The following is a 16,789-nucleotide window of genomic DNA, read 5'->3' on the forward strand; positions in this document are numbered from 1 at the left end:
TTCATTTTTATACTCCTACACTTTTAATCCTAATAGTTTTGAGTTGTCTAAAATAAAATACTTAAATTCGTCGACGGTGTGATCGTCCTCTTTAATTACTTTTGGTTCTGGTGTCTTGATAGTTTTTTCATCATATCTGTACATTTTATGTTCTTCAATGAATATCTTGTTATTTTCATTATTCAAATAAAAAAACCTACCTTGAGCAAGTAAACTTGTTACCATATCAATCATGGTCTGATTCTTTTTTTTGGCCACGGGTACCCACCTAATACCAAAATCTTTATAATACTGATTTCTTAACGCTCCCTCAGCACTATCTATAGTTAATCTAATAATAGGTACATTGTATTTTTCCTGTACTCCAGTAATGAAACCATTAATCATAATCGTTAAATCACTGGGTGCAGCTTTAACACTTCTACCTGCTGGAGAATAATAAAAAGTATCTAATAAGATTACATTTCCTTTAGCAGTGATACCGTAAGCACCGCAAGCCGTGGCGCTTTGTTGGTGTCCTGTATCTAGAGCATAAGATATTCCTATGATTTTATCATCACTAGGTAATTCATCTAAAAGATGAAAGCAAGCCATGTTATAGACGTTATTACCTAATCCAACTGGCTCTCCTAAATAAATATAGCGATAATAATCAAAGTCATTTTCTTTAATTCGGTTAATATCAGCTAACATTTGTTCAGTAACAAAACCTAATTCATCGTTTAAATAATTTGATTCATGAACCAAATAACCCTCAACTGTTTTCATTTCTTCGCTCCACTCGTTAATCCAATCATACGGGTTTCTAGGTGGATTATAACTCCAAAAGAACTGTACAAACGGTATTAATTTATGTTTTTGTCGCATGAAAGTAATGTTTGTCTGGTCAAATTCTTCTTTGCTGTCAAACTCCGCTGATTCTTCATACCAAACCGCTATGATATTGTTAATATCATTCGATTTTAACTTTTGAAAGTCATCAGCACCGTAAAAGTAAAAACTTGAACCTGTAGCTTTGTGAATAATTTTAAACGGTGATACTGTGCTTTTGAATGAATCAGTTAAGCCATATAAATTAATGGCCCAATTAATCTTATTAAAGACACTATCACGAATTGTATTCGCTACTTTCCTGATTACTACAACATTAGCTTTCTCACCTTTAGCTATCATTTTAGCCATATCATTAACCAGTTTTAAAGCTACTACCGAAGACTTGAAACTATTCCTACCACCTTTTAACACGTTATAAGGTACTTTCGAACACCATACTGACTTAAAATGAGGGTTGACGTTCTTTTGAACATAAAATACTTTATTCATCTTCCCACCTATCCACAATTACAATATTTTCACTAGGTGCTACCTCATTATCTTTTAACAATGATTGAGTTTCAGCTTTAATCTTAGCTTCTACCACAGGGTTAAATTTACGCCATTGTTCAGGTTTACGATTTTTAAGCCAAAAAATAATAGCACTAGTTTCTGGAAGTGCTACTTTCTTGATTCTCTTAACCCGTTTCTTCTGTTTCCCGTCAATTTCTTCAATGATAGTTTCTGTTTCTTCGTATTCAAAACCAATTGCACGTTTTAAAAGTGCATTCTCAACTTCAAAATCTACTGGAGCCTTTCCCCTTTTTAGGGAGTCTGAAATAGCTGGATACTTTTTTTTCCACTCTTTCAAAGTAGAAAGTCCAACTGCCATATTCTTAGCTATCTGTTCATCAGTAAGTCCTTGACGTGCCCAACCCTCAATCATTAATAAGTTATCTTGTTCTAACCACTCTTGGTACTTACCTCTAGCGATATTATTCACCTCCCAACAATTTAGCAAGTTCTCTAGCAATCTTACACATCATTACAGGAGGAACACTCATTCCCATAAACCAAACAGGCGGTTTATTCTTGAATTTATAATCTTGAGGAAATGAACTAATTAATTTCAATTCATTCTCAGTTGCAAATAACTTATCTTCAAATTTGATTGGTAGATATCCACTAGTTAAAATAGTGTTAGGTACATTTTCATCACTAAACAAAACAGTATTAAAGAATGAGCCTTTTCCTCTAAGTCTAATACAAGCTTTTTCTAGGTTAGTTTCACCTTTTTTAGCATACGCTAATAGTTCACCTGCTACACCTTTGACTTCTTCACCTTTACCCTTTTCTCTAACTTCTTTAAATTTTATAGGTTTCTCATTAAAATTCAATTGTAATTCAGGCAAGTTCAGATCCTTTCTTCTACAGATGAAAAATACACGCTCTCTTTTCTGAGGTACGCCCATAGTTGAAGCATTTAACAAGAATAATTGCACATCATAACCGATTTTATTTAGTTCTTCAATGATTTTCTTTGAATAAGCTCTACCACTTCCGATTATCATTCCTTTAACATTTTCAGCTATTGCAATTTTAGGTTTCAACTTACCAACAAGTTTTATCCAGTCAAAGAATAAATCATCTAATCTTTGTTCAGCTTGTCCCTCAGCAAATACTTTCTTTTTGCCCCAGTCTTTCTCACGGTTTCCCGCTAGTGAAAAACTTGAACAAGGTGGGCTTCCCTCTAAAACATCAAGATTATATAGTTCTTCTGGGTATTCATCTCTAGCTAAAAAGGCTCTTATATCTTCGTTGTATAAATATTTAGGGTTGTGATTAAGTTGGTAGACTTCAGCAACTTTAGGGTCTATTTCTACACCGCCTAAATGTTCAAAACCTGCAAGCTTAAACCCCATAGTAGAACCACCACCACAAATAAAGGTACCGAAAACTTTTAAACCGTTCTTTTTTTGATAATCTTTAAAACTCCAGTTATACATCGAGCACCTCTAACAAGGCCAACCTTTTATCCTCGTTAATTTCATGTAACTTCTCAACAACCATTTGATATTCATCATAACCAAATTCAACTTTTAACATAACTTTATCTTCAAGCTCTGACAGTTCAATTTCTTTATTTAATTCACTTGTTTCTTCTTCAAATACTTGTTCGAACTTTTCAAAATCAAAATTAGTCATATCAAATTCAATTTTATTTAACTCTTGTTCTAAGATTCCTAAGTCAAAACCAGTATTCATAGTAAGTTTATTGTGAACTAAAATATATTCACGCTTTTGTTCCTCAGTTAAATGTTCTAATTTAATAACTGGTACTTCTTCCACACCTAACCTTTTAAGAGCAAGGTAACGTCCGTGACCCTCAATAATCACATTATTCTCATCAATCGCTATCGGGTCATTATTTCCATATCTTTCAATAGAAGTCACTATTTGTTCTATTTGCTCATCAGTATGAATTTTAGCGTTGTATTCATATTCTTTTATATCATTAATGTTAATATTTACTATTTGCATATCTTCCTCCTTAATAAAATAAAAAAGCACCTGCGAACAGGTACTTTTTAAATTGCTGATAAAATACTTTTACTTAAAAGAGAACTTTGTAAAAATATCACTCTATCATAATAGCACATTAATTATTATCTTTGGTAATATTATATTATAAAATATAATAAAATATTATAAAATATAATAAAATATTATCTAGTATTAGGTATTCTGATTGCACTTAATGCTTGTGCATGTAATTTATTTCTAGTATTTTGTGGTAGTTCCATTTTCTCCTCGATAATATCCCAATTGAGGCGTTCTATATATCTAAGAGTTAACAGAAGTTGTAACTTTGGATTCTTCACCTGATTAACAACCTCTAACACTTCTTTCTTAAGTTCTACTGCTTTAAGGCACGTGTCAATAATATCTTGTTTATACCTATCAGTCTTATCAATCAAAGCTTCCCAACTATCCTTATTACCGCCTTTGATTTGTTCTTTACGATAATCAATAGCCTTGACACCCTGTTTACGTTGTTCTTCAGCTTTCAAACTACGTTGCAAACTATCTATTCTATCTTCATACCACCAAATACGCTCTAAATATCTTCTTTTATCATTTCCAACACGTTTTTTAATCTTCATCTTTCGTTAACTCCTTTAATAAAGTTGCTAAAATGTGCATCGCCATAACTAACACTATCATTAAAACAATAGCACATATACTCCAAAATAACCCCGTTACAATTGATGGCAGCATTGCTATTCCTCCTTTGCACTCCAGTAAAAATAATCAATGTTATTAACATCATTAGCTTCAACGGTTAAATCTTCACCGTTATTATACTTAATTGTTAAATCATATATCATAATTCAATCCCCATTAGCAAAGCACCTCGATTATTTCTTCTCTGAACTCTTCAATGAATTGTTCTGCTATTTCTTCTGATTTAAAATAAGGTAGTTTAGAGAATGCATTTTCATACCAACAACTTTTTACAAAAAGTTTATATTCATCACAATCACACGATACACTATATTTATATTCATCAAAATCTCTCCAATTCGGCGTCCATCCTCCATTATGTTCCTCTGCCCATTTATGTAATTTAAACAGTAATATAAGTTCTTTGTCGTGTTGTTCAGCTTGTTCTCTAGTTTTGAAAATTAAACCACGTTTATAACAACCTTCCTTATAAGGTGTACTAAAATTTTCTAAACGGTCAACAATACCATATATACCAGTAGTATAACAATCGTCTACATCCTCTGGCACTTCCACTTCATAAGGCTTCTTCTCCACCTCTTTTTCCAGTTTTACTTTTAAATCTTTAATTTGTTGTTCTAATTGTTCAATCTGTTGTTTTAATTCTTCATTAATCATCCTCAACCACTCCTAACTTATTTAATTCTTCAACCATTCCATCTCTAATTCCTTTTAAAATATCTAATACTTTCTCCATTTGCTCATCAAAAAGTATAGCTTTATAATTGAAACAATACATAGGAACACATTTTTCTATTCCTATTTTTTTAATTACCTAGTTAATCTTATGTAATTCATCTATTAATTCATTAGCTTCTTTTAATTCTTCATAGTTCATTAATTAATCCTCCAACAATTCCTTATTTTCGTAAATGTTACCAACTACACATGCTGATTCATTATTTGCTTCTAATGATAAATATATGCAATCAATATGTTTTTCACTTTCAATTACAAAACCTTTAAAAGATTTGTATTTCACTTCAAAATGCTTTTCTAATATCTCAACAATATCTCCTAAATGTATTTCTACACCGTTTTTATCTTTTAATCCTGTATTTTCCATGAATTCAACATCTTCAAAACCAATGTATCTATACATGTTACAACTTTCATCGTAAACCACAACTACTTTAGTATCAAAATTAATTGATTCTACTTCTAATACTTTGTTCAAATACTTAATATATACTTTAGGTTGTTTCATAACTTATTCCTCCGTAACCCCTAGCTCATTTAATTCTTTAATTATTTCTTCTTTAATTTCTTTTAGAACATTTATAAATTTTTGTTGATGTTTTTCTCCAAAACAACTTGTATCGTGTTCAGTTTCAATTTCAACATAGTTATAATCTACAATATCTTCTATCATCATATCGATTTTTTTTGTTTCATTTAATAAATTAATCGCGTTTTCTAATTCTTTATAGTTCATCTTCTTTTACCTCGTCATAAACAAAATATTCAATCATATCTACGTTGATCACTTCTCGCCCTAAATCAACAAACTTACTGTTACGGAATCCGTGACAATAGGCGAATATTTCATTTAAGTCATTACCATTAATTGCCATTGTTAAATCTTCGCCACTTTTAAATTTTATTGTCAAATTATTTTTTTTATATTTTTTATTCATTTTTATCCTCCCCAATATACAATAACGCCATTAACTGGCAATCTTTATTCCTACTATCATATTCATAACCTGGATATTCATATTCACCAATCTTAACGATTCTAACATCAATAATATATTCACTTTCTAGCAACATTGAGTCAATAAAAGTATTAATTTCATCTACTAAAATATCACTACTTTCTTCAATCTTCGCTATATATTTCAAATTTCTCATTTAAAACTCCAACCTTTCTAAGTTTTTTTGAAATACCTCTAAAATTTCAATAAGCCTTTCCTTTTCTTGCTCAGTTTCAATTCTAATTCCTAAGTTATTGTTGTATTCTAATTGTTTAAGAGAAAAAGAAATTGTGTAACCTTTATATTCAATAAATAGGTTATCTATATCTTTAAAATTAGCTATTTTTAATTTCATTGTTAACCTCCTATATCTTTTTAACCTTGCTACATTTTCTACAGTAATAATAATCACAGAAATTATGTTCATAAGGTATCCAAACCCACTCATGTTTACAAAATAATTTTTCAATAAATCTAAATCTCAAAAGGTTGTCCCCCTTTAATCTCTTGTTGTTGCTTAAATAGTTGTAACTCTCTTATCCTATCTTTTTGTTGTTCTATCAAACGTTGTTTTCTAATATTTTCATTTGCCAACTTTTCGATATTATCACTAGCAATATATGTTCCAACCACTAATCCAACAGTAAACATTATTAGCAGCATTCCTAACGTTATTAAAAACAACGGTAAATTAAACTCCTTTTTGAAACCTTTCATAAGTCTTTAACACCTCACTTTTAATAAATTGTTCTACATTTAAACTTAATTCAGTTTCTAACGTTTCAATAAGCATTTCTCTAGTGTAATATTTACCTAATTTAAAATCTGTCATATTATCAAGGAATTTGCTTATAAAATCCATAACTCTCTTTTGTCCAAAATTATAATCATTTCTCAATGTGTACATTAGTATTAAAATTGACTGGATGAACACATCCTGTCTTTCTTTTGCAATGTAATTTGCCATCTTGTGACGTTCCATTTCACGTCTTACTCTTTGTTGCTTGTTCATTTTTCTTCCTCCGTTAAAAATATCGTAACACGCTTTAAAGTTGTTCTTATGAGTTTTCATAATAATTTTCATGTTACTATATATATTATATATATAGTATTTTCTTTAATATTTATATATATAATATATAACTACTACTATATAAAGATTTGAGAAAATATCGTAACATCGTAACATACCTCTTGAAAAACCACTTGTACCAATATTCTAAAGGTGTTACTATATTTAAAAACAATATCGTAACATCGTAACAATATCGTAACACCTATTTTTTTACATAAGTTTTAACAATCATACCGTCAACACGTCTATTTTTTGTTGTCAGATTAAAAAAGTTATTTACTTTTCTAGTGAAAGCATTAATAGGTATATTTTCATAGCCCTCACGCATGCAATATTCCATATACTCCGAATAAATTTTACCTGACATTTCATTAACGATTAAATCAGCATTCAACGTTTCTAAATACTCGCTTACAGGGTCAATCTCGTTTTTATATTCTTCAAATTCACGGTTAGTATATTCACTTTCAGTAAATTTCCTGTTCTTTAAAACTCGTTTAAGTCCAGCAAGCCCCAGATTGATTAAATATTCCATACTTTCCTCGGTTATTAAATCATCAATAATAAACGGCTTATAGTCAGGACTACTACTATCAAAGTAAGCTTTAAAAGGCACAATAACCAACCTACTTAATACCGCAGGTGCGTCATCTCCATCACCTAATTTAGGAATGTTATTTGCACTATAAATCAACTTACAGTAAGGAGTGAATTCAAATTTATCACGCCCTTTTTGTTCAGCTGTGATTTTTTCACCAGATACAATTTTCTTGAATTGTTCAGTATCATATAGTTTTTTATTTGAGATATCATCACCAATATTAGCTAACTTGTTAACCATCATTGCTGTTGAAAATCTATCATTTAAATGTTTAATATCTAATACTGAAGTGTTTTTACTTCCTAATAATTCTTTTAAAATATTAAGAAATGTACTCTTCCCGTTTTGCTTCTGTCCTGTTAAAATAAAAGCTTTCCTCAACTCATTACGCCTGTAGAATGTGTAACCAATCATTTCCTCAATTAACATTCTGATTTCTTTGTTATTAATAGCTAAGTTGTTTAAAATTTCATCAGTTAAACTCGCATAACTTTTAGGGTTGTAATTCCAGTTAATTTTATTAGTGATAATAATATCGGGTGTAAAACTAATAAATTCATCAGTTTTAATGTTATATAAGCCATTTTTAAAAGCTATATAGTTATAATCACGTAACTGATATTCTTGTTCTACTAATAGTTCTAACATTGCCAGCGCTTCTCTACGTTGTCCAATTGTGAAATTCGGCATATACTTTGAAATAGTACGTTCTAGCTCTATATTTCCATATTCATATATTCCGTCCTTATAAACATGTAAATTACCATTTATTCGCTTAATGTTATGATTACTAATTAAGAATTTACAGAACTTGTGATAGTTAAATTTTCCTTCTTTGTAAAATATCTCTTCAGAAAAGGCATCGTCTCTTAAGATCACATCAACTTCATTTTCTGATAAAGGTTCATCTAGTATAAAATCATTGATTAATCTTATTGTTTCCCTAACTTCTTCTTTCTCAAAATCATAACTTTGAAGCGTTAAGATATACTTAAATAGCGTGCTATTCCTTCCGCTTCCCTCATGCAAATTCCCAAAATCGTAACTACTTTTAATAGGTCTTAAATATTTAGGTAATGAATCGTAAGTATCGCTGTCCCACTCAACAAACCTTTCAGCACCATCTTTTTTAAGCACTTGATAAGAATTGTTTAAACCTACTTTAATATCAGCTTTAATTCCTATCGCTAAATTAACGTTAGTATAATTTTTTGTAACACCTTTGTTTTTGAAAACAAAATGCTTTCCTCTTGAAGTTTGATAAACTTTACAATTAAGTTGCTTTTCTTCAACAAGGTTCATTAGTTTTTCAGAACTTTCTTCATCGTCTACATCGATAAGAATTACATCGTCCCTAAGTACACCACCGTATGATTTTAGTTTCTTTACTTCTTCAAGTGTTCGGAGTTCTTCACCGTTTTTAAATTTATCAAGCGAGCTTTTACCATTCGTTTTGACGTATCCTCTATAAAGTGACTCCATACTTTTTAACCCTCCTAATCGCTTCTGAAATGTACCAATTTTCATCATAGTACTTAAATTGATTAGATACATCAAAAGAAAATACACCCTTAATAGGTCGACCGTACCAATTTGCGAAAACTCTATAATCTGGCTTTGCTAGTATTTGAAATTCACGTTCTTCTTTACAATTATTAATAGTTTTTGCTATTTTCTCACCAGACGTCAAATAAGCACGCATAGAGCGTTTTATTATACTTTCGGTATAATTGCCCTCCGAACACTCTTTAAGCTCCCCTACGGCCTTTATTTCGTCCCCTATAAGCAAATAATTGTTAACATCTTTCTGATAAATTTTATCGTAACAAGTAAATGTTAGATTATACCTTGTTAAATCTTCGAATTTTTCGCAAATTCGATCTATTGTGTCGAAGTCGTCATATTCAATAATAATTCCATCAGTATTAGTTTGAATTAGTTTAATATGAGGTTCTAACATTTCAATCAATAATGTGATTAATAGTTGTCCGTTAACACAAATAGTATTGCTTGCTCTAGGATTGTAAAGATCACTAAATTTATTCTTAAAGTTACCTACGATACTATTATCAGCTAGTTTGTAAGGTAGTCTTTCAGGTTTACCTTTTAATTTTAGGTTCTGTTCGTGAATATATTTAGCACGTGAGATTTTCTTAATATTAAAATAACCTAACCTATTTAACATCGTAGGATAAAAGGCTTCAATATCGATTACTAAAACAGGTTTACTGCTGCAGTAAGATTTCCTTGCACCATGGCAACCACCGTAACCGTAAGTATGTTCAACACCTGCTATCATAGTTTTGTACTTTTGCGAATAGTTATTATTATTCATAAAAAAGTTTCTAACGTGTGAGTATTTGAATAATATATCTAATTTCATAAAATCAAACTCATCTTTGTAACAAGGTGTGCCACCTATTGCATAAGCAGTAATACTAGCAATGCTTGAGTTTATTAAATATTTAGGTAGTTTAAATTCATTGATTAACGCCATTTTACACTTGTAAGTATCGATATTTTCAAAGAACGTTTCAACTACTGCTTCAAGCTCCGTCTTTACGTTGTAACTATTCATTTTATACTGTATTGAATACTTATCTTTACAATCATAAACTGTAACTACATTCTTTAAATGGTCAGCTTGGTCGTACGTTATCCATATTTCCTTTTTATTTCTTTTGATAAACTTATCTAAATCATCATTGTTATCTATGATTAAATTCTTTTTAGTATTAAAATCAGCAATGTGAAGATCACTGTTTTTAATGTAATAAAATATCATTGTTTACCTCCGTGGAGGTCGAGGGCGGTTAACCCTCGAATACCTCTAAAATTTTATAAGTTTTAAAACCTTTTTTGTTCTCACCATATTCAAGTGAATATTCTAGTGAGTTTTCTTCAGCAAATTCTTTAATTTCATCAATTAAGTTTGCGTACTGTGCGAATGATTCAAATGATACTTCAATTTCTCCATCAGATAACTTTTCAAGCAATGGCTTAATAATGGCCAGTTTTTGTCCTTTATCCACTAGTTGGTATTGGAAAATTTTGTTATTTTCATAATCTCCACTTAAAATTGTGTACCAAATTTTAACCATCGGTTTATCGCTCTTACTCATAGTAAGTTCAAGTTCTGATATTGCCACCTCATAAGTACCTGGGGGGACTTCTTCGAATTCTCCACCGTTTTCAATTGCCTTTTGAGTGTCCTCTTTTAATCCCTCTAAATCTACTTCTCTGTCATATTTGCTAAAATCGATTGCCATTGTTCTTATTCTCCTCTGCGTCTTCTTCTAGTTTTAGTTTCTGTTTTTTCTAATTCTACTTCTTCTGTGAACGGGTTAACTACTTCATTTCCATCATCGTCTGTTACTACAAATAATTCTTCTTCAGCTGGTTTAGTCTTACGTCTTCGTTTTGGTTTCTCCTCCACTACTACCTCAGTTTCTACAGTATCTGGAATTGAAGTGTCTGGCGGTGTAGTTTCTTTCACTTCTTTAACCTCTTTACTTTTAACCCCGTCTTGTGCTTCGATAAGCGCTTCTTTAAACTCATTCATATCTAGGTCGATTAAATCACGTTTAAAATTAAATCTACCTCCACCAAATGCATTATTTACTTTCTTCAGTTGTAATTTACGTTTACCCTCTTCATCAATAAACGCTCTAACTGTTAAATCTACAGTACCACTTAATACGTTAGCTGTTTTATCATCAATGTTAGGCGTAAAGATCGTTCTAGTATTTCCGTTTCTAAGTTTAACTTCTTCACGTTTTTCTTTTGAGATATAAACTATTTGATAACCTAAGCTTTTTAATCGCTTCATAGCAGTATTAAATTCACTGCTTACCATTTGCCAACCTTTACCAAATCCACCATCAGATTCATGTTCCCAATTGTACTTATCAAAAATGTATAATCTACATAAATCTCTTAAATCTTCTACTAAGTCAATAGCTATTGTTTTAAAAGTATTCTCTTGAGTTTCTAAACTGTCGATTACTTCCAGGAATGATTCCCAACCGAATTTAGTTTTAATTAAACGTCCCTCTTGTTTCTTCTCATTTCTAATTAGTACAAACGGGCTTTCTGTATTGTCAGTATTTCCATCTGTATTGATGAATAATAGGTCCTCAAATTTATCTACGAAAGTTGATTTTCCAACATAGCTATCAGCATAAATCCATAAGTCTGGCTTTGTGTCAATAACCTTTTCACGTTTTTTATTTTCTGGTAATTTAAACATATAATTTTCTCCTCTACAATATTCACAATGTGGATTATTACATTTTGGAAATAACCCCTTAAAATCTGTATTTTCTATTTTTTCAATAATTTTGAAAAACTCATTTACTTTTGTTTCATCATATTCAACATATTTAATAAATGGTTGTTCTAAACTTGCTACAATTCTTTTTCTGAAGCCGTGCAAGTCTTCTGTTTTCTTTTGCTTAATAAAAGTTTTTGGTATAAAGATATAACCTAAGCTTTTTACTGGTTTATTAAAGATTTTTTCATAGTAGTATTTATAAATATGCAACTGCCTTGAATTTAAGTAATTTTCAACGTTATTTGAGTATTTAAAATCAAATATACTCACACTACCGTCTTTATTGTGGATAACTAAATCGATAAACCCTAAGAAGTTATCTGTTGCTATTTCAACCTCGTATTCACAATTAAAGGCATTTAATTTTCTGATTACACGGTCAACTTGCACGTTCATTTTAATTAATTCATTAACATGAAGATCAGTTATTTTTGGGAAGTTATCAAGATATAATTTTTCAAAGTCCTTTCCCTCGATTCCACCGTGAACCGCACTACCAATTATTAACGGGTTATTAGCTTCAAGGTTAGGTATCGTATCTATTTCAAAAATATACTTAAATTGAAAAGCATACTTGCATTGTTCAAATAATGATACTCTTGAGTAACTATAGCGCATGAATTTTAGCTATAAAGTCATTCATTTCTTTTAATTTAGAATTGATTAACTTATCTTTCAGTTCTTTTTTTCTAAGTATAATTTCTGAACCGCTAATTTTATCTATTAAGAAATTGTTAGGTTCATAGTTTGAAGTATCATATTCAATAAATACTGCTAGTTGGATACCGTATTTAGTTAATACTGTTACAATATCTCCAGCTCTTAAACCTATAATATCAGTGTAAAAAATGTAAAATTTATCTGTATAATCTCCGTAACCTTTTTGGATCTGTACTTTTGCTTTATTCATTCCATAACTCCTCTATTAATTTTTTAAATTTCTCAAAACCACTAGGATAAAGCACCATGGCAATTCCTCCAGCGTTTTTTATTTCTTCGATTTTCTTCAGTTGTAATTTGCTAGGCTTTCCCGTTTCACGTTTTACCTCAATACCTAAAAAGTAACCATTGCAGCAAATTAATAAATCGGGTGTGCCTTTTATTCCAAAATACTCAGGGTTATATTTAAGGAAATAACAACCTTTTTCTTTTAAGAATTTCTTTATTTTGTTTTCAAATGCTTTCTCACTCATCATTTTTCATCACTCCATCCAACCAGCCATGCTGGGTTAACATTGTATAATTTAGCTAGTTTTTCAACCATATCTAACTTTGGTAAACGGTGGTTATTTTCAAATAGTGATAATGAATTTTGGTCTATAAAAACCAGTTTACAAACTTCATTTTGTGTTAACCCTCTAGCTTTTCTTGCTTCTTTTAATCTGTTAATCATTTTAGTGTGATTCTCAAACTTTCAGAGCGTCTTGTAACTTTTGGATAATCCTCTAATAGTTCCGCATACGCTACTGGTTCTTTCTTTTGAAATTCTTTTAAGTCAATAGATACACTTTCACTAGGGTTTGTTACCATAACTTTAATAAAATCATTGTCGATTGATTTTATTTCAGCTTCTAGCATGGCATCTAATAGCTTACCTTTAACTGCTTTCGATATTTCATCTAAATATTTTCGTTTATTCTCTATATCTCTTACTTGGTTAAATAAATCTAGGTTACGTTCTTGAAATTCTTGTATTGAATAGCTCATTGGTATAATCTTCTCCTCTTTCTAATGCTTTATAAATATCTTCTTCAATCGAATTTTGAACAACTAACTTGTAATAGAAGCAAGGTTTCTCCTGTCCTATCCTGTGAATCCTTTTAATGCTTTGCATGTAGTCCTCACATTTTTCAGTTGGTGAATAAAAGATCAGGTGATTTGCCTTTTGCATGTTGTGTCCTTTTGCTCCTGCTTGATATTGCATAAGCGTGATGGAATTATCAGCATTGTTATAGTTTTCTTTATCAACCAATTCTCCGTTAACATAAGAAATTGGTCTATCTTTTGGAATACAACTTTTAATCGCTTCTTTTTCATGATTGAAATTGTAAAATATGATTAATCTTCCCTCAGTTGAGTTGATTATATCTTTTAATTTTTCTTTCTTATTCTCGTTATGTATGCTTGCCAGTTGCCTTAAAAATAACCTTTCTTTTAGTTGAGTATCTCCAACATATTCAACTTCTCCAAATAGCTTACTTTTAAATTCAACTACAGCATGTTTCTCAAATTCCTTATAATGTTTATCGTTTTTAACTTTCATTTCAATAAAATTTTGTTTTGGTAGGTCAAAAACTTCTTCTGTCTTCATGAATACACATCCGTATTCCCTCATTTTACGTTTCAACCTATCTACGTTTTTATAAGGTTCATTTTTATTAATTTGATAAAATGTTCTCCCGAACCTTTTCAGTAAAGTTCTATTTAAGAATTGGTCGTAAAATTTATTTTCTTTGATTTCCCAACCTAATAAATTAAGTTGTGTCCAAAGTTTCTCATACTTACCACTAGTTGGAGTACCAGATAATAAGATCAGATTTTTAAATTTTAATTTCTGTACTGTTTTTGATATGTTAGTTTTACTATTTCCTAATACTGAACTTTCATCGATTATTAGTGTAAAGTTTTCTAGTTTCAAAAGTTCCTTGTAATTCTCACGATATGTTTTCTCATAGTTAATTACTGCTACTTTTTTACCAGTATATTTTAGATAGTTTTGTAATATTTTTACGTTAGTAATAGCAAATACTTTATTTTCGTAAAACTGTTCAAAATGTTCGCTCCAGTCACTAACCTTGGAATTTTGGCAAATAACCAGTATTACATCATTCTTGTATAGTTTAGCTTGCTCACTAGCTACGAATGTTTTACCTAATCCGTTAACCCATATCTAAGTAATAAGCTACTTTGTTTCTTCCTTTAGCAGCTTTTATCGCCCTTTCTTGGTGTGGGTGCAATTTTACTTTAGACATTAAAATCACCTCTTTTCATTTTTAGAGATAAAAGTTTGTTTCGAATTCTTCTTTCGGATATTTTAGAAACAATAAATTTTTCGGGTTTAAAATCAGTTTTTACATATTGTTCAAATACAGCCAACTGTAGTCCGTTGCTAATTACCAACACCGCATCACCTTTTAAGAGGTCATTGTAATCTGTGAAAAAGTAATAACTGGAAAGGCTTGTTTCTCCAAAGAAACCTTTGATTCTAACTTCTGCTACTCTCATTATTTGCTCCACCTCTTTTCGTATTGTTGGTGTAGTTTAATAATCATTGTTCAATATTTCTATCGTTTTACGCATATACTTCAGTTTTAATTCCATAACTTTAAGTTTTATTAAGTCTTTCTTTTTCTCACTCTCTATAAATATTTCATTTGAAGTTATTGAATCGATCCCCTCAATAAGTAAAATGTTAATTGTAGATTCTAATTTATCCTCTGAAACGTTTAAAGAATCTAAAAGTTCTAAAATATCTTTATCTATTGTTACTTGCATTGTTTGTTCTCCTTGTTGTTAAAAGTATTAGTTTGTACTTCCAAACCCACCATTTCTAGTATCGTTTTTAAGGCGTACACCGTGCGTTACTGGTAATACTTTGTTAAAAATTCCCTGGGCAATTCTAGTGCCTTTTTCAATCATGATATGTTTGTTGGTTAGGTTGGTAAACTCAATCATAATGTGTCCCTCATTCTTAGGGTTGTTATAATAATCAGCGTCTACAATTCCTACGCCGTTACTCATGATTAACCCTAAATTTACTGGTATGCTACTTCTAGCGAATATTTGTAAATATTCATCATGCTGCATAAAGGCTTTAACTCCAGTAGGTACTAATGTTGCTCTACCTTTAAATCTGAAAGCTGGAATTGTAATATCAGCACTAGCTATAAAATCAACCCCTGCACTATGAATTGTGGCTTTGATTGGTAATTCACCGTTCATTCCCTCAATTAATTCAAAACCTCGCATTTTTTGGTCTCCTTTCAATCTGTTTAAATCTATATCCAAAGCCTTAGCAATTTTAATAATTTCATCTAGTTTAATACTTTTGTTATTTCCATATTTCAAAGCGTACACTTTTGAATTGGTAACACCACTTAATTTAACAAGTTCTTCATTACTCATTTTTAGGTGTACCATTCTTGTAAATACCATCTTTTTGAAATCTTCTATTGCTATGTTTTGTTTCTTCTTACTCACTTTCCAAATCATCCTCATCACCATCTGGGAAAGCATAGGCTCCTCTTTCATCAAATCCATAAAACGGAATAGCTATCGAAGCCATAAGTCCAGATATAATCCTTTCCCACTCAATATTGCTAACTATTAGCAAACATACTGCTACAACAATACATGTCCAGTAATAAGTGTTGAATTTTCGTTTTCTCATTTTATCCACTTTGTTCACCTCTAATTACTTTTAATTTATCTGGATGCTTAGTGAAAAACTTACTTAGAAATTTTTCTAAATTTCCCAACGCTACATCTGATAGTGGAGCATTAGTTGCAACTGTAACTTTCATTAAACGTTCTCCTCGATAAACTCCATGATTTCATCAAATTTATTTTCAAGTTGTTTATTTAGTTCATCTGACTTATTTCCAACTGTTAACACCTCTTGAGTTTTACCTTCGTTTACTAAATCGTAATGTTTTAACTCTTGTTGTGAAAGTTCATCTCCGATATGCTTGTATTCTTTAATAAGTTCTTTTAATTTTTCTTTTACCATTCTTTTGCTCCTTTCTTTCGTTAACATTTGTTAACTAATGGTTTAAAAAAAATATGATGGTATTTCTGATATTGGTATTTGTAAAATCTTACAAGCTTTATTGATCTCTTCGGTAGTCCAAATCCCGTCATCTTTTAACTTCTTAACAAGAGTAACGTTTGACATTCCCATGAGGATAGCAAAGTTTATATTAGCTTTACAAACATCAGTGATACGTTTTTGTAACTTCGCATGTTTATTGCGTGGTGCCATATAT

The 16,789-nt window shown here is 30.5% G+C and carries 31 protein-coding genes; all 31 read right to left on the reverse strand.

The window, feature by feature from the left end:
* Nucleotides 1-15 precede the first annotated feature (15 nt).
* The 31 genes from FOC48_RS05885 to FOC48_RS06020 all read right to left on the reverse strand — a co-directional run bounded on the left by FOC48_RS05885 (nt 16) and on the right by FOC48_RS06020 (nt 16,785).
* On the reverse strand, nt 16-1,323 hold the full coding sequence (locus tag FOC48_RS05885; RefSeq protein ID WP_003147075.1) for a PBSX family phage terminase large subunit: 1,308 nt from the start codon (nt 1,321-1,323) through the stop codon (nt 16-18).
* On the reverse strand, nt 1,316-1,816 hold the full coding sequence (locus FOC48_RS05890) for a hypothetical protein (protein ID WP_003147077.1): 501 nt from the start codon (nt 1,814-1,816) through the stop codon (nt 1,316-1,318). The genes FOC48_RS05885 and FOC48_RS05890 overlap by 8 nt, the downstream gene beginning before the upstream one ends.
* Nucleotides 1,809-2,819 carry a DNA cytosine methyltransferase gene (locus FOC48_RS05895; protein WP_003147078.1) on the reverse strand — a complete coding sequence of 337 codons (1,011 nt, stop codon included), beginning with the start codon at nt 2,817-2,819 and terminating at the stop codon, nt 1,809-1,811. The genes FOC48_RS05890 and FOC48_RS05895 overlap by 8 nt, the downstream gene beginning before the upstream one ends.
* Entirely contained in the window at nt 2,812-3,354 is a 543-nt protein-coding gene (locus tag FOC48_RS05900) for a ParB/Srx family N-terminal domain-containing protein (RefSeq protein WP_003147079.1), read from the reverse strand. The genes FOC48_RS05895 and FOC48_RS05900 overlap by 8 nt, the downstream gene beginning before the upstream one ends.
* A gap of 185 nt (nt 3,355-3,539) precedes the next feature.
* On the reverse strand, nt 3,540-3,977 hold the full coding sequence (locus tag FOC48_RS05905) for a DUF1492 domain-containing protein (RefSeq protein WP_003147080.1): 438 nt from the start codon (nt 3,975-3,977) through the stop codon (nt 3,540-3,542).
* A complete protein-coding gene (locus FOC48_RS10125; protein ID WP_003147082.1) occupies nt 3,967-4,092 on the reverse strand; it encodes a hypothetical protein in 126 nt (41 codons plus the stop codon). The genes FOC48_RS05905 and FOC48_RS10125 overlap by 11 nt, the downstream gene beginning before the upstream one ends.
* Before the next feature lie 123 nt (nt 4,093-4,215).
* Entirely contained in the window at nt 4,216-4,716 is a 501-nt protein-coding gene (locus FOC48_RS05910; protein ID WP_003147083.1) for a hypothetical protein, read from the reverse strand.
* A complete protein-coding gene (locus tag FOC48_RS10130; protein WP_269208041.1) occupies nt 4,709-4,837 on the reverse strand; it encodes a hypothetical protein in 129 nt (42 codons plus the stop codon). Before FOC48_RS10130 ends, FOC48_RS05910 begins: the two co-directional genes overlap by 8 nt.
* A 102-nt stretch (nt 4,838-4,939) precedes the next feature.
* Nucleotides 4,940-5,305, reverse strand: a complete 366-nt coding sequence (locus tag FOC48_RS05915; RefSeq protein ID WP_003147084.1) for a YopX family protein — start codon at nt 5,303-5,305, stop codon at nt 4,940-4,942.
* A gap of 3 nt (nt 5,306-5,308) precedes the next feature.
* On the reverse strand, nt 5,309-5,533 hold the full coding sequence (locus FOC48_RS05920) for a hypothetical protein (RefSeq protein ID WP_003147085.1): 225 nt from the start codon (nt 5,531-5,533) through the stop codon (nt 5,309-5,311).
* Complete coding sequence (locus FOC48_RS05925; protein ID WP_172497890.1) at nt 5,523-5,708, reverse strand: hypothetical protein; 186 nt, start codon at nt 5,706-5,708, stop codon at nt 5,523-5,525. Before FOC48_RS05925 ends, FOC48_RS05920 begins: the two co-directional genes overlap by 11 nt.
* Before the next feature lie 19 nt (nt 5,709-5,727).
* Nucleotides 5,728-5,952, reverse strand: coding sequence for a hypothetical protein (locus FOC48_RS05930; RefSeq protein ID WP_003147088.1), 225 nt, complete (start codon nt 5,950-5,952; stop codon nt 5,728-5,730).
* Nucleotides 5,953-6,150: a hypothetical protein gene (locus FOC48_RS05935; RefSeq protein ID WP_035467000.1), complete on the reverse strand. Its 198-nt coding sequence runs from the start codon at nt 6,148-6,150 to the stop codon at nt 5,953-5,955. It abuts the gene before it with no gap.
* A 119-nt stretch (nt 6,151-6,269) separates the two neighbouring features.
* The gene (locus tag FOC48_RS05940; protein ID WP_254263170.1) at nt 6,270-6,479 is read right to left on the reverse strand and encodes a hypothetical protein; all 210 of its coding nucleotides are present in this window, start codon (nt 6,477-6,479) and stop codon (nt 6,270-6,272) included.
* A gap of 7 nt (nt 6,480-6,486) precedes the next feature.
* Complete coding sequence (locus FOC48_RS05945; protein ID WP_003147091.1) at nt 6,487-6,807, reverse strand: hypothetical protein; 321 nt, start codon at nt 6,805-6,807, stop codon at nt 6,487-6,489.
* Between the two features lie 265 nt (nt 6,808-7,072).
* Nucleotides 7,073-8,953, reverse strand: a complete 1,881-nt coding sequence (locus FOC48_RS05950; RefSeq protein ID WP_003147092.1) for a phage/plasmid primase, P4 family — start codon at nt 8,951-8,953, stop codon at nt 7,073-7,075.
* The gene (locus FOC48_RS05955) at nt 8,937-10,256 is read right to left on the reverse strand and encodes a hypothetical protein (protein ID WP_003147093.1); all 1,320 of its coding nucleotides are present in this window, start codon (nt 10,254-10,256) and stop codon (nt 8,937-8,939) included. Before FOC48_RS05955 ends, FOC48_RS05950 begins: the two co-directional genes overlap by 17 nt.
* Nucleotides 10,257-10,284: 28 nt before the next feature.
* On the reverse strand, nt 10,285-10,740 hold the full coding sequence (locus FOC48_RS05960) for a DUF669 domain-containing protein (RefSeq protein WP_003147095.1): 456 nt from the start codon (nt 10,738-10,740) through the stop codon (nt 10,285-10,287).
* Nucleotides 10,741-10,745: 5 nt separating this feature from the next.
* Nucleotides 10,746-12,422, reverse strand: a complete 1,677-nt coding sequence (locus FOC48_RS05965) for an AAA family ATPase (protein WP_003147096.1) — start codon at nt 12,420-12,422, stop codon at nt 10,746-10,748.
* Nucleotides 12,412-12,714: a hypothetical protein gene (locus FOC48_RS05970; RefSeq protein ID WP_003147097.1), complete on the reverse strand. Its 303-nt coding sequence runs from the start codon at nt 12,712-12,714 to the stop codon at nt 12,412-12,414. The genes FOC48_RS05965 and FOC48_RS05970 overlap by 11 nt, the downstream gene beginning before the upstream one ends.
* A complete protein-coding gene (locus FOC48_RS05975) occupies nt 12,707-12,997 on the reverse strand; it encodes a PDDEXK family nuclease (protein ID WP_196792843.1) in 291 nt (96 codons plus the stop codon). Before FOC48_RS05975 ends, FOC48_RS05970 begins: the two co-directional genes overlap by 8 nt.
* On the reverse strand, nt 12,997-13,197 hold the full coding sequence (locus FOC48_RS05980) for a helix-turn-helix domain-containing protein (protein ID WP_003147099.1): 201 nt from the start codon (nt 13,195-13,197) through the stop codon (nt 12,997-12,999). Before FOC48_RS05980 ends, FOC48_RS05975 begins: the two co-directional genes overlap by 1 nt.
* A complete protein-coding gene (locus tag FOC48_RS05985) occupies nt 13,194-13,511 on the reverse strand; it encodes a hypothetical protein (RefSeq protein ID WP_003147100.1) in 318 nt (105 codons plus the stop codon). Before FOC48_RS05985 ends, FOC48_RS05980 begins: the two co-directional genes overlap by 4 nt.
* The gene (locus FOC48_RS05990) at nt 13,477-14,694 is read right to left on the reverse strand and encodes a DEAD/DEAH box helicase (protein ID WP_331271068.1); all 1,218 of its coding nucleotides are present in this window, start codon (nt 14,692-14,694) and stop codon (nt 13,477-13,479) included. The genes FOC48_RS05985 and FOC48_RS05990 overlap by 35 nt, the downstream gene beginning before the upstream one ends.
* 74 nt (nt 14,695-14,768) lie before the next feature.
* Nucleotides 14,769-15,029 (reverse strand): hypothetical protein, encoded by a 261-nt coding sequence (locus tag FOC48_RS05995; RefSeq protein WP_003147103.1) that lies wholly within the window; start codon nt 15,027-15,029, stop codon nt 14,769-14,771.
* Between the two features lie 36 nt (nt 15,030-15,065).
* Nucleotides 15,066-15,299: a hypothetical protein gene (locus FOC48_RS06000; protein ID WP_003147104.1), complete on the reverse strand. Its 234-nt coding sequence runs from the start codon at nt 15,297-15,299 to the stop codon at nt 15,066-15,068.
* Between the two features lie 27 nt (nt 15,300-15,326).
* Nucleotides 15,327-16,004 carry a helix-turn-helix domain-containing protein gene (locus FOC48_RS06005; RefSeq protein WP_172497891.1) on the reverse strand — a complete coding sequence of 226 codons (678 nt, stop codon included), beginning with the start codon at nt 16,002-16,004 and terminating at the stop codon, nt 15,327-15,329.
* A complete protein-coding gene (locus tag FOC48_RS06010; protein WP_003147106.1) occupies nt 15,997-16,203 on the reverse strand; it encodes a hypothetical protein in 207 nt (68 codons plus the stop codon). Before FOC48_RS06010 ends, FOC48_RS06005 begins: the two co-directional genes overlap by 8 nt.
* On the reverse strand, nt 16,196-16,327 hold the full coding sequence (locus tag FOC48_RS10135; protein WP_003147107.1) for a hypothetical protein: 132 nt from the start codon (nt 16,325-16,327) through the stop codon (nt 16,196-16,198). The genes FOC48_RS06010 and FOC48_RS10135 overlap by 8 nt, the downstream gene beginning before the upstream one ends.
* Complete coding sequence (locus FOC48_RS06015) at nt 16,327-16,533, reverse strand: hypothetical protein (protein WP_003147108.1); 207 nt, start codon at nt 16,531-16,533, stop codon at nt 16,327-16,329. The genes FOC48_RS10135 and FOC48_RS06015 overlap by 1 nt, the downstream gene beginning before the upstream one ends.
* A gap of 42 nt (nt 16,534-16,575) precedes the next feature.
* Entirely contained in the window at nt 16,576-16,785 is a 210-nt protein-coding gene (locus tag FOC48_RS06020) for a DUF739 family protein (RefSeq protein WP_003147110.1), read from the reverse strand.
* Nucleotides 16,786-16,789 lie beyond the last annotated feature (4 nt).

The sequence above is a fragment of the Gemella haemolysans genome (assembly GCF_012273215.1).
Taxonomy (GTDB): domain Bacteria; phylum Bacillota; class Bacilli; order Staphylococcales; family Gemellaceae; genus Gemella; species Gemella haemolysans_A.